Annotated in this window: 13 protein-coding genes; all 13 read right to left on the bottom strand. The window is 34.9% G+C overall.

Annotated features, from left to right (window positions below):
• The 13 genes from GZ63_RS0106120 to hepT all read right to left on the bottom strand — a co-directional run bounded on the left by GZ63_RS0106120 (window position 1) and on the right by hepT (window position 11,985).
• A complete protein-coding gene (locus tag GZ63_RS0106120; protein ID WP_029267891.1) occupies window positions 1-531 on the bottom strand; it encodes a QcrA and Rieske domain-containing protein in 531 nt (176 codons plus the stop codon).
• A 155-nt stretch (window positions 532-686) separates the two neighbouring features.
• Window positions 687-1,145: a YpiF family protein gene (locus GZ63_RS0106115; protein ID WP_029267890.1), complete on the bottom strand. Its 459-nt coding sequence runs from the start codon at window positions 1,143-1,145 to the stop codon at window positions 687-689.
• Window positions 1,146-1,237: 92 nt separating this feature from the next.
• Window positions 1,238-1,813, bottom strand: a complete 576-nt coding sequence (locus GZ63_RS0106110) for a ReoY family proteolytic degradation factor (RefSeq protein WP_029267888.1) — start codon at window positions 1,811-1,813, stop codon at window positions 1,238-1,240.
• Between the two features lie 35 nt (window positions 1,814-1,848).
• Window positions 1,849-3,111 (bottom strand): tetratricopeptide repeat protein, encoded by a 1,263-nt coding sequence (locus GZ63_RS0106105; RefSeq protein WP_029267886.1) that lies wholly within the window; start codon window positions 3,109-3,111, stop codon window positions 1,849-1,851.
• Window positions 3,112-3,236: 125 nt separating this feature from the next.
• Window positions 3,237-4,529: a 3-phosphoshikimate 1-carboxyvinyltransferase gene (aroA, locus tag GZ63_RS0106100; protein WP_029267884.1), complete on the bottom strand. Its 1,293-nt coding sequence runs from the start codon at window positions 4,527-4,529 to the stop codon at window positions 3,237-3,239.
• 29 nt (window positions 4,530-4,558) lie between these two features.
• Window positions 4,559-5,662: a prephenate dehydrogenase gene (locus GZ63_RS0106095; protein ID WP_029267882.1), complete on the bottom strand. Its 1,104-nt coding sequence runs from the start codon at window positions 5,660-5,662 to the stop codon at window positions 4,559-4,561.
• Window positions 5,659-6,762: a histidinol-phosphate transaminase gene (hisC, locus tag GZ63_RS0106090; protein ID WP_029267880.1), complete on the bottom strand. Its 1,104-nt coding sequence runs from the start codon at window positions 6,760-6,762 to the stop codon at window positions 5,659-5,661. The genes GZ63_RS0106095 and hisC overlap by 4 nt, the downstream gene beginning before the upstream one ends.
• 13 nt (window positions 6,763-6,775) lie before the next feature.
• Complete coding sequence (gene aroH / locus GZ63_RS0106085) at window positions 6,776-7,141, bottom strand: chorismate mutase (protein WP_029267878.1); 366 nt, start codon at window positions 7,139-7,141, stop codon at window positions 6,776-6,778.
• Between the two features lie 41 nt (window positions 7,142-7,182).
• Complete coding sequence (gene aroB / locus GZ63_RS0106080) at window positions 7,183-8,265, bottom strand: 3-dehydroquinate synthase (RefSeq protein WP_029267876.1); 1,083 nt, start codon at window positions 8,263-8,265, stop codon at window positions 7,183-7,185.
• A complete protein-coding gene (aroC, locus tag GZ63_RS0106075; RefSeq protein ID WP_029267874.1) occupies window positions 8,265-9,431 on the bottom strand; it encodes a chorismate synthase in 1,167 nt (388 codons plus the stop codon). The genes aroB and aroC overlap by 1 nt, the downstream gene beginning before the upstream one ends.
• A 178-nt stretch (window positions 9,432-9,609) precedes the next feature.
• Window positions 9,610-10,383, bottom strand: a complete 774-nt coding sequence (locus GZ63_RS0106070; protein WP_029267872.1) for a CheR family methyltransferase — start codon at window positions 10,381-10,383, stop codon at window positions 9,610-9,612.
• 102 nt (window positions 10,384-10,485) lie between these two features.
• Window positions 10,486-10,932, bottom strand: a complete 447-nt coding sequence (ndk, locus tag GZ63_RS0106065) for a nucleoside-diphosphate kinase (RefSeq protein WP_029267870.1) — start codon at window positions 10,930-10,932, stop codon at window positions 10,486-10,488.
• An 81-nt stretch (window positions 10,933-11,013) separates the two neighbouring features.
• On the bottom strand, window positions 11,014-11,985 hold the full coding sequence (hepT, locus tag GZ63_RS0106060) for a heptaprenyl diphosphate synthase component II (RefSeq protein WP_029267868.1): 972 nt from the start codon (window positions 11,983-11,985) through the stop codon (window positions 11,014-11,016).
• Between the last annotated feature and the right edge of the window lie 32 nt (window positions 11,986-12,017).

Raw genomic sequence — 12,017 nt, 5'->3', positions numbered from 1 at the left:
TTACGCCTCCTCTCTTGGTTTTGCCTCTTCTCGTGTTCTAACTTTACCCAGGAACAACATTCCATTTTCAATTTTTTGATCATATTCGTCCAATGGTGCCAAAGGTGGAGTATGCGGAACGTTCGTCCCATCTTTATAATAGCGACCATTATGACAAGGACAGAAAAATTCGTTAGGGTAATCTTCATTACCTTCCCAGGATACGACACAACCAAGGTGCTTACATACTGGAGAAAACGCTACAATTTCGTTTTTGTCATTCTTAAATACCCATGCCGATTTACTAACTTCTGATTCATACCATCCATCAACTTGATCAATTTTCCAGTCGACACGTTGTGGTTCTGTTGTTATATCATCAACAGCCAAGCCAACATTTGTAAAGTCGCCACCACCTGATGTCTGTAAAACTGGGTCGACAGCCATTCGTAACATTGGAACAAGCATGCCTGCAGCCATAAATCCACCTAAACCAGTAAGTGTGTAATTCAGAAATGTTCGACGGGATACTTGTTGCTTTTCTTCACTCATGATTTTCCCCCCTTATACAATAATCACGGACAAATAATGTTAAATCAGATTACTAGGACATTACCATAATAGCTTAAACTACTTGTCTGGTCAATATATTTCATTTTTTTACCTCAAAAATTCAAAAACAGGCTTTAATTGAGAGGTGAAATTTATTACCAATAGGATTGGATAAGCTCGCTGATTTGTTCCACCTGTCCATGTATAAAAGTGTGCATTTCTTTGGAATGTAAATCACCCGATTGTATTCCAGGGAGCCACAGTAAATGTCCGTTTAAAGATTCTTCATGTTTTTTCCAAGTTGAGTCAAATGTGATTAAGAAAATATGCTCAAATGGTTGTGTTGTTATTTCCTCAATCCAAGCATTAATTCGTTCTACTTCTGTTGTTTTATCAGTACTTTTTAAATAATTATAATCAGGAGTCAACATTATTCTGCCTGTAAGCTCTTGTTCGATTTCCGTTAAAAAAATGGATAGGACTTCCCGTTGAAATGCGCTTTTTTCTAATTCGGCATTCTGTGATAGATGGAAAGGCATTAATGGGAGCACTATGGTGTCTACATATTCCTTAGCTTGTACATATTGCTTGAGATTTTCCTTGTTCCACTTCATGCTTTTTAAACCTTCTTTCTATTCTTTCGCAAAGATGTAAAAATATAATACTATTTCCTAAATAATATCGTATGAATGCAAAAAAAATCAACCTATTGCATAAGTGTTTTAGGTTGATTCAAATAAGCTTCTTCTAACTTTCGGAGCTTTTCCGACAAATCCATGAATTTTTTTTCATTCATTTCATCTAATGCACAGTCAATTTGGTGTTTAAGTGTTTTTCTTTTATAATCAAAAAGCGATTTATCCATTATTCTTTTAGCTATTTGTTTATCTTTTTTTGTAATGAAATATTCATTAGGTATATAGGGGTTTTCTTCTAAGACTGCCACGTAAAAAGCACTTTGTTTTGCATTCTTAAAGTTTAACTGGATATATAGAGGTTCATCTTGATTTAGTCGTATATCATGAAAAGATTTCTCAGCATCCGTTGTTACTAATTGTTTTTTATAAAATCGAAATGGTACCTCATCAGAACAATACGTAGTAATGATGATCCCTCTGGGGCAAAATTTAGCTTCTCTTACAAAATGTACATTTGCTAAAATTTCACTATGGTTAACTAAATAATTTAATATCCAGACGCTTTCACGTTTTTTCAGTTGATAATGATTTAAAAACCATTGAATAAAACTTTTCTTGTCTTGTACGGAAATAGGAGTCTGCATCCGTATGTTCTACCCCCTTTAAAGTTTACTCTTTATCAACTTTCATTTGATTGTTTTAAGCGCTCTAAATATTCCTCTACTTCCATATCTAAAGGCTGTTGGATTAAATATGATTCTAAAATTGAAATTGCCTCTCTCATCCTCCCTTCTTCGATTAGAAAGTATCCATATTCTTTTAAAAACTCACTATCTTGGTTAAGGCTATTATATGCCTCGGTATAATGCTTTAATGCATTTTTATATGATTCAGTTTCAACAAATGCCCGGGCTAGCTCCCATTCGTATAATGGATCGTTTGCACCAGCGGTTTTTATATTCGTTATCAGATCAATAATATCTGTAAATTTATCTTTTTCTTTTAACATTTTAATCAAAAACATAATTGCTTCTTTATAATCAGGATCTAATGCAATTGCTTCACGGATATAGCTTTCACTTTCCGCATTCTTACTGAGTTGATGTGCTAAAGCACCGGCATAAAAATAAAGTTCTTTATTATATTCATCAATTTTTAATCCCTTTTTTGCGGTTTTATACGCTTCCTCAATCAGCTCTTCCTCTTCATATGCTTTAGCTAACTGATCATAAACAGTATGATAATAAGGGTCATTTTTAATGACTTGTTCCCATACTTTAATGGCTATATCTTGTCGATTTGCTTGAGAAGCTGTAAATCCATATTTAAATAAAGCATCTGCATTTTCATTATCAATGTTTTGGAAATATTGCAAGGCGATTTCATATTCGCCTGTGGCGGCATACGCTTCCGCTAATCGTTCGTTAATCGAAATAGTTGCTATTTCTTCTGCTTTTAATTTGACCTTCTCATAATATGTTATTGCTTTTTGGTATGCACCTGTCGAAAATAACAATTCTGCGAGCGCGAAATCGATGATGACTTCATTTGGTTCCAGTTGTTTTGCTGTTAACAGTTTTTGTTCTGCAACTTCGAATAAACCCTGTGCCTGGTACAAATCTGCTAGTTGAAGTAATGCTTGTATATAGGTTGGATCATCAATATCAATGTCACTTAATATGTTAATTGCTCTTTCATCATCTTCTAATTCTATATATATATCAGCGAGTATGATTTTTATGTTATTTTCATCTGGATACATTTGTAATAACTGAGTCAGGATACCCCTTGCCTCTTGTAAGAAGCCCCAATTCATATAAAGTTCAGCTATTGTATATTTTTCTTCATCATTTGATAATGGTAAATAATTCTCAAGTAGTTCTAACGCCTTATCTGTTTGTTTATTTTCCATTAATTGGATTGCTTCCATAACTGTTTCCATTTTAGGAACATCCTCTCTATATACATCAATAATTCTTTAGTAAACCTTATGATACAGAAAAGCTCTTTTTTGTTCAATCAAATAAGATAGCTAAAAAAGGAACCTACTATTTTGTAGATTCCTTCTTATTCATTAAGTATTAGCTTTAAATCTTCGAAAAATTTCGGATATGAAATGGCAATCGAAGAAGAATCATCGAGGATAACAGGCTCACTTGCTATTAGTGAGGCAATCACGTTTGTCATTGCAATTCTATGGTCGTGATAAGATGCTATTTTCCCACCACGTAAAACAGTTTTACCCTGAATGATCATTCCGTCTTGTGTAGCTTCAATTCTAGCGCCTAATCGGGATAAATTATCTACAATAGCTGCAATTCGATCTGTTTCTTTTACCCGCAATTCTTCTGCGTTTTTAATTATTGTAGTCCCTTCGGCTTGTGTAGCCAATAAAGCGATAACAGGAATTTCGTCGATTAACCGCGGGATAACATCCCCTTCAATCGTCGTGCTTCGCAAATTTGCGTATGTAATTTCAATATCTCCAAAAACCTCACCGCTAGTCGTTGATTGGTTTTGGATATGAATATTTGCTCCCATTCTTTTAAGAACATCAATTATCCCTGTTCGTGTTTTATTTAAACCTACGTTCCTTAATATTAAATTACTTCCAGGTACAATTGCGGCCGCAACCAGAAAGAAAGAAGCGGAGGAAATATCTCCTGGAACGTGAACATCCGTCGCATCCAAATGTTTTTGACTTGTTATGGTAATCCCATTTCCCTTTATGGTTATATCGGCACCAAAGGCACGCAACATTTGCTCCGTATGGTTTCTTGTAGGGGTTTCTTCAATAACAGTTGTTTCTCCCTTTGCCAATAAACCAGCTAGTAAAATTGCAGATTTTACTTGGGCACTCTTTACGGGAAGTGCATAGGTAATACCTTGAAGGTCTCCTCCTCTAACGGAGAGCGGTAAATATCCTCCTTTTTCTCTTCCGTCGAAAATTGTTCCCATTCTTTGTAAAGGGATTGTTACACGATCCATTGGTCGTTTCGTTAAAAAGGGATCTCCATAGACAGTGGAGAAAAAGGGTAATCCAGCCAGGACCCCCAGCATTAATCTAGCCGTTGTTCCAGAATTTCCAAAGAACAATGGGGTTTGAGGTTCTGTGAATGTCGAAATCCCGTTACTCTCAACAAGAATCGACGTATCATTTTTATCAATGGATACACCTAATGCTTGAAAGGCATTTATGGTTCGTTTGCAATCTTCACTATCTAAAAAATTGGTAATTCTTGTAGTTCCTTTTGCCATTGAACCTAAAATTACCGCCCGATGAGAAATGGACTTGTCGCCAGGAATTGTTATCTCTCCTGCTATCGCTTTGGTACAAGGTTGTAATGTTACTTCATTCATATTCTCCCCCCTGTTCATAATAAATGTATTTAACTGGTTTCTATCATTGTCTCAAAGCCATCTTTCTGTAATAAATGATAGCTTTGTTTTTGATCTTCAAGTGTTGAAACACTTAATCTTAGAGCACCGTTAATTCCATCACGAATTTCCAGTATTTGTAAATTTTTTATACTTATTTGTTCATTGGCCAGTAGCTGTACCACCGAGGCAATTGCACCCGGTTTGTCTCTTATATCAATATACAAATCGTAAAATGAAGGAATAGCTCCCTTTTTAGTCTGGCCTAAACCATCTCTATAATCTTTAGCTTGTTGTAAGTAAGCGATCATATGCTGTTTTTTGTTTCTTTCTACCAACTCTTTCAATGACGTCATTTCAGCTATCCATTCATCTAAAAGATGCACCATTTTAGCTCGATTATGATAAAAGATATCTTGCCACATTTCAGGATTGCTCGACGCTATTCTAGTGATGTCCCGGAATCCCCCTGCAGCTAAGTGTGGCAAGTATGGATGGGCTGATTCCCAACTTTTTGCCTGATGTACGAGTGCTGATGCAATCAAATGCGGAAAGTGGGAAATCACCCCAGTCATTTCATCGTGTTCGGTTGGGTCTAAAATAACAAAATGGCTTTTTGTTTGTTTTAATGTCTCTTTTAGTATGTCTACTTTTGTTTTGGATTTGTAGGTAGTAGGTGTTAATACATAAATAGCGTTTTCAAATAAATGTTCTTTTGCTGCTGTAACACCCTTTTTATGTGAACCGGCCATCGGATGACCGCCAATAAAAATAATGCGATCATTCGATAACAAGTTTGCTTCTTTTATGATCGAGCTTTTAACAGATGCAACATCAGATACAATGACATCATGCTTAAATACCATGCTGTTTAATTCTTGCATCAATTTGATTGTTTTTGATATTGGCGTGGCTAAAATAATGATATCGGATTGCCTCGCTGCCTGTTTAAAATTGGAAAAAGATTTATGAATGAGATCATTTTTGCATGCATATTCAAGTGTTTCTGCATTTACATCATAACCGATCACACGATCTTGTCCAGCAAGTGCAATTCCTTTAGCAAGTGACCCGCCAATCAAACCTAACCCGGCTATTAATACTGTTCGTGTCACGATTTTATCTCCTTGCTCACACTAGAATGTAAATGTTGTAGTAAATCTTTGAAAATATCCATCTCTTCTTCACTGCCTATAGTAACTCGTATTTTGTTTGAATCCTCTAATACCTTAACAGGTCGAACAATGTACCCTCTTTCTAATAAATAGTTGAACATTTCCTCTCCATCAATCGGTGTTGTGATTAAAATAAAATTAGTTTGCGAATCATAGGAATGCCACCCGAGGTCCTTCAAAAATTGCTGTAGATTTTCTCTAATTGCTTTATTTCTTTGTACTGTCTCCTCAATAAATTCATCATCGGATAAAGCAATCAAAGCTGCTTTTTGAGCTAGTGATGAGGTGTTAAAAGGGCCTCTGGCAACCTCTAATTTAGCAATAAGTTCCTTATTAGCAATTCCGTATCCAATACGTAACCCAGCTAATCCATATGCTTTTGAAAAAGTTCTTAGCGATATAAGGTTTGGAAAATCTGAAAAATGTTCAATTATTTTGCTATCAAATTCCGTTTCAACATATTCAAAATACGCTTCATCCAGTACAACAAGTACGTGCTTTGGGCATTTATTCATAAAGTCATAAAGCTCCTCTTTTGGAATAAGCGATCCTGTTGGATTATTTGGTGTACATAACCAAACAACACTTGTATTTTCATCGATTGCTTGGAGCATTCCTTTTAAATCGTGATATCCATCGAGTGTTGGAATTTCTTTTATAGTTGCTCCCTCAATTGTAGCATTATGTTTATATTGGGGAAATGTAGGTGCGGCCATCACAGTATTTACACCTGGATATAAAAATGCCCTAGAAATAATCTGGATTAGCTCATCTGATCCGCCTCCAAAGATGATCTGATCTTCCTCGACATTTAATTTTTTTGCCAGTGCATTTCGTAGTTCGCTAGTGTGCCCATCAGGATAGGTATTTAAACCGTGATCTAAGGAAAGGGAATTTTTAACTTGATCAGAATAGCCAAAAGGATTTTCATTAGAAGCTAATTTTATTATTCTATCTAGCCCATATTCTCTTTTTACTTCTTCTGTTTGTTTTCCTTGTTGGTACGGAGTAAGCTTTTTTAATGCGTGTTTACTTTTCATCATTTTTCTAACCTCATTTCTGTATTAAGTCTGGTCGTAATTGGGTTGCATCATTATGAAAAACATGTTGTATGCTATCTTGCTCTATCTTTGTATTAACAACCATCATTACTCGGATGCAACGGGATAAGCTATTTGGTACATCAATTTCTTTCATGCACATAACAGGTACATAAGTCCAGCCAGGTATTTGCCGTAAGGATTTAGCTGGAAAAGTGGCATTTAAATCTTCTGTTACAGATATAAAAACATGAGAGATTGTTTCAACTATTACATTATTTTTTGAAACCATTTCCTCCACAAGTGTCTTTGTGTTTATAAGTATTTGAGTTTCGTTATTTTCAGTGACTGTTGTAGCACCGCGTATTCCACGCATCATTTATCCACCAACTTTCCTCAAGTATATTTTTCGAAGGGAGTTTAGTTCCTTATTTTTACTTGGATATACTCTAGAAATGCCTGTAATTGAAAATATAATGCATTATCGTCTACTTCTATCACACAAGGTTCGGCAATTTCTTTTAAAAGAACCATCTGAATATTATTATTTACTGCTTTCTTGTCGGATTTCATTTTAGCCATCAATACTTCCGGGTTAAGAGCAGGTAACTGGAATGGATATTTATTTGATTGAAACCATTTTTTTAGATCCTCTAATGGGAGCTTATTATTAAAATGATTTTCACTGACGAAAAGTGCAAATAACAATCCAAGTGCTACTGCTTCACCATGTGTAATTGTTCCATATCCTAGCTCTGCTTCTAACGCATGAGCTAATGTATGGCCAAGGTTTAAGTATTTTCTGATTCCAGCTTCTTTCTCGTCTTCTTCTACAATTTTAGCTTTTATCTTTATACCCTTTTTTAAATGATCAATTAACTTAAAATTGTCAATATGGTTTAAGTTTGTATTTAATAATGTATGAAAAAAGCTTTTATTGGCAATAAGTGCTTCTTTTACCAGTTCTGCGTAACCAGATCTAACTTCTTTTTTCTTTAATGATTGTAACGTGTTTACATCATAGACAACCATTTTTGGGGGATAAAAACTGCCGATTAAATTTTTACCCAGTTTATGATTGATAGCTACCTTTCCCCCAACACTACTATCATGAGCTAGAATGGTGGTAGGTACTTGGATATAATTAATGCCGCGCATAAAGGTTGCAGCTGCAAATCCTGCTAAATCTCCTACAACACCACCGCCTAAAGCAATAATTAGCGATTCTCTATCTAAATGACTTTCAATCGCTTTGGTTTGAATACGATGAAATTGTTCCATGCTTTTTGATTGTTCACCCACAGGTACGATAATAGAATAAATGTTTGATTGAGGTAATACCTGAATTAGATCGTTTAAATAAAGGTCAGCCACTTTTTCATCAGTTACTACTAGAATAGATGAATACTTTTTAGTTATGTAATGACTAAGGTCATATCGGATATTCTCTCCAATATGAATGGCATATGAATGGGAACTCGACTGAATTATAATAGGTTCCACTAAAAGCACCTTGTCTCTTCACGGTACGCTTCTATTGCTTTTTTTAGCTGTGGGAACTGATCGCTTGTAAATTGTTCTGTAATGGCTTTAGCTAGCTCAAATGCTACAACATGTTCCATTACTACTGCTGCAGCAGGTACAGCACATGCATCCGACCTCTCAACAGTGGCCTTAAACGGATCTTTTGTTTCAATATCAACACTTTGTAGTGGCTTTAGCATTAATGTAGGTATTGGTTTCATAATCCCTTTTACAACAATTGGCATACCAGTTGTCATTCCGCCTTCAAAACCACCAAGGCGATTGGTTGATCGATAATATCCTTGTTTCTCGTTCCATGCAATTTCATCATGAACATTACTGCCATTCATTTTTGCAGCTTGGAATCCAATACCAAATTCGACGCCTTTAAACGCATTAATGCTAACAACACTGCCAGCTATTTTGCTATCGAGCTTCCTGTCGTAATGTACATACGAACCGATCCCTGCTGGCATTCCCTCTACATATACCTCTGTAACACCACCAATTGAATCACCTTCTTTTTTTGCCTGGTCAATTGCATCCATCATTTTAACTTCTGCATCGGCATCTAAAGTCCTAACAGGCGAAGACTCGGAAATCTCCATACGTTCTTTCATTGTAAATTCATTTTCCTTTGCACATATACCGCCTATTTCTTTTACATATCCACAGACTTTGATTCCCAAATGCTTTAGCAATGTTTTTGCAACTGCACCAGCAGCCACACGGACGGTAGTTTCACGTGCCGAAGATCTTTCCAAAACATTTCGTATATCGCGATGACCATATTTAAGTGCACCATTTAAATCTGCATGCCCAGGTCTAGGTCTGCTTACTACACGTCTTAATTTAGTATTATTTTCGATGGGGTCTTCCCCCATAATATCAATCCAGTGTTTAAAATCATCATTATGCACGACAAGGGATATTGGTGAACCTAATGTATAACCGTGACGAACACCGCCTGTTATATCCACCAAATCTTTTTCAATTTGCATTCTTTTTCCTCTTCCATAGCCTTTTTGTCTACGCAACAATGAGCTGTTAATATCTTCTTGCACTAAAGGCATGCGCGCTGGAATTCCTTCAATGATTGTGGTTAATTGTTTTCCGTGTGATTCTCCTGCAGTTAAATAGCGCATAAAACATCCTCCATCTAAATTAATTTTGTATTACTATATCATATTTTTATTTAATTTTGGTACAATTTTAAAATATATTTATTTATAGTAAAATATAAATTTTAATTATAATTGTTTCTGTAGATTTATGCAAATTTTTATATTTTAATAAAACAAAAAATGCTCCAGTTTAAGAGCATTATTTCTTTTGATAAAAAAAAGTTTCTAATAAAGATAAATGATATTTTTGTGGGTTAAAAATTTGTTCTGTACTTCCTATGAATAAAATCCCGCTTGGAGCTAATACGCTGCTAAATTTATGATATATCGATTCTTTAGCTTCATCTGTAAAGTAAATTAACACATTTCGACAAAGAATGAGTTGAATATTTTGAGGATAACGATCTGCTAATAAGTTATGTTTTTTAAATGTAATGTTTTGTTTAAGTGTATGATTTATGTAAAAGAGATCATTATTTTTATGGAAATATTTGCGCTTTAATATAAATGGAACCTCTTTTAAAGCTTTCTCTTGATAAATTCCCTGTTTAGCTTTATCAAGTACATTTTGATCGATATCTGTAGCTAAAATTTCATAAGCAATATGTGGAAAATATTCCTTCATCATGATTGCAATGCTATAGGCTTCTTCTCCAGTTGAGCATGCGGCACTCCAAATACTTATTTTTTTATTATCTTTTATTATAAATGGAAAAATATCCTTTTTTAACGTTTCCCAACTTTTTACGTTTCGAAAAAATTCAGATACGTTGATTGTTATTCGATCGATAAATTCTTTTAGTAAAGGTTTACTTTTATCCAGTGCCTTATAGTATGCCGGAAAATTTGTATACCCATTCTTGTTACGTAATGAAGTAATCCGACGTTGCATTTGTGCCTGTTTATATAAATTTAAATCAATACCTAATTTTGATTTAATGTGCTCAATGAAATCAATATATTCTTGTGACATTTCAGTGTGCCTCTCTTTGTTTTTGTAAAAAAACCTCCGTCATAACGGAGGTTTTCATCTAAGCTCAAGCAGCAAAGTTACCTTTAAAAGCTGCTATTTTTGTTAGTACACCCAAGCACTATCGTTTTTAGAGTAGCTTAGTACTTCTTTTTCATCAAAAAATAAGTTGATTTCTCTTTCAGCACTTTCTGGAGAATCAGATCCATGAATGACGTTTTTTCCAACAGTCATACCGAAATCGCCACGAATAGTTCCTGTTGCTGCTTCTTGTGGATTTGTTGAACCCATCATATCACGTGCGATTTTAATTACTCCTTCACCTTCCCAAACCATTGCAAAAACGGGTGCAGAAGTAATAAAATCAACTAGTTCACCAAAGAATGGTCGATCTTTATGTTCACCGTAATGGTTTTTAGCGAGCTCATCTGAAATAATCATTAATTTAGCCCCTACTAATTTAAAGCCTTTCTTTTCAAATCTGCTAGTGATTTCTCCAATCAAATTTCGTTGCACACCGTCTGGTTTAACCATTAAAAATGTCTTTTCCATTTTAACACCTCTTCAATATGTATAGTAGAATATTGTGCACAGCAATTAGAATTTTAGCAAATTATAGCGAAAAAGACAAAGTTAGGAGCGCCTTTTTCCGATATATTTTGCGATATTTACTAAAGTTAGTTTTGCTTTATGATTCGGAAATGAATCTAACGCTTGTAAAGCTTTATCTAAATATTGATTACTTAATTTATATGCAGTCTCAATGGCATTCGTTGTATTCAGTAAATCCAGCAAATGGTTAAAGTGATCTGTATCTATTGTTTCAGGATTGGAGAAGGTTTTTTTAAGTTCATTTTTAAACCCTATATCTCTCATAGCAATTAATACAGGTAGTGTCACATTTCCTTGTAATAGGTCGTTTCCTACAGGTTTACCAAGTACTTTTGCTGAAGAGGTGAAATCGAGAATATCATCTATAATCTGATAGGACATTCCAATATAATATCCATATCGATATAACATATTTGCTTCCTTCTCGGTTACTCCTGTAGCTATAGCTCCCAATTTGCAGCTCGTTGCAATTAATAAAGCTGTTTTACGTTTGATTCTACGTAAATAATCGCGCAGGTTCTGTTCCCATATATACTTGTCTTTAATTTGTTCTATTTCTCCAATAACTACTTCTACTAGAGATTCTGAGAGTAGATGATGAATGCCTGGCTCTTTGATAGTTGTAATATGCTCCAATGCACGTGCAAGTATATAGTCACCCGTATACATAGCAACTCTATTGCCATAAAGCTGTTTTATAGTGGGCTTTCCTCTTCGTAATTCCGCTTCATCAATTACATCATCATGGACAAGCGTAGCCATATGTATTAATTCCAGGGAAACGGCGACAGTTTTAATGCGGTTTATATCATAATGACCAAACCTGCCTGATAACAAAACAAAAACAGGACGAATACGCTTTCCTCCCGCTTGCAGTAATTGCGTTGATGCTTTTCTCAGCACTGGATGCCTTGCCTGGATAGCTTCATTTAAAGCATCTTCAATAATATCCAAATCTTTTTTTAAATATCCGTATGTTTTGGCTAGTTTCATGCGTGTCACCTTTTAATATTCTGTCCACTTAT

The organism is Virgibacillus alimentarius (assembly GCF_000709085.1).
Taxonomy (GTDB): Bacteria; Bacillota; Bacilli; order Bacillales; family Amphibacillaceae; genus Virgibacillus_B; species Virgibacillus_B alimentarius.
The sequence above is the reverse complement of the archived record's forward strand: the minus strand, read 5'-3'. Positions and strand labels throughout refer to the sequence as shown.

Coding starts and splice junctions, on each gene's coding strand:
- aroA (WP_029267884.1), bottom strand. CDS start 4,529: ATGAATGAAGTAACATTACAACCTTGTACCAAAGCGATAGCAGGAGAG.
- aroH (WP_029267878.1), bottom strand. CDS start 7,141: ATGATGCGTGGAATACGCGGTGCTACAACAGTCACTGAAAATAACGAA.
- aroC (WP_029267874.1), bottom strand. CDS start 9,431: ATGCGCTATTTAACTGCAGGAGAATCACACGGAAAACAATTAACCACA.
- hisC (WP_029267880.1), bottom strand. CDS start 6,762: ATGAAAAGTAAACACGCATTAAAAAAGCTTACTCCGTACCAACAAGGA.
- GZ63_RS0106110 (WP_029267888.1), bottom strand. CDS start 1,813: ATGCAGACTCCTATTTCCGTACAAGACAAGAAAAGTTTTATTCAATGG.
- GZ63_RS0106120 (WP_029267891.1), bottom strand. CDS start 531: ATGAGTGAAGAAAAGCAACAAGTATCCCGTCGAACATTTCTGAATTAC.
- GZ63_RS0106105 (WP_029267886.1), bottom strand. CDS start 3,111: ATGGAAACAGTTATGGAAGCAATCCAATTAATGGAAAATAAACAAACA.
- GZ63_RS0106070 (WP_029267872.1), bottom strand. CDS start 10,383: ATGTCACAAGAATATATTGATTTCATTGAGCACATTAAATCAAAATTA.
- ndk (WP_029267870.1), bottom strand. CDS start 10,932: ATGGAAAAGACATTTTTAATGGTTAAACCAGACGGTGTGCAACGAAAT.
- GZ63_RS0106115 (WP_029267890.1), bottom strand. CDS start 1,145: ATGAAGTGGAACAAGGAAAATCTCAAGCAATATGTACAAGCTAAGGAA.
- hepT (WP_029267868.1), bottom strand. CDS start 11,985: ATGAAACTAGCCAAAACATACGGATATTTAAAAAAAGATTTGGATATT.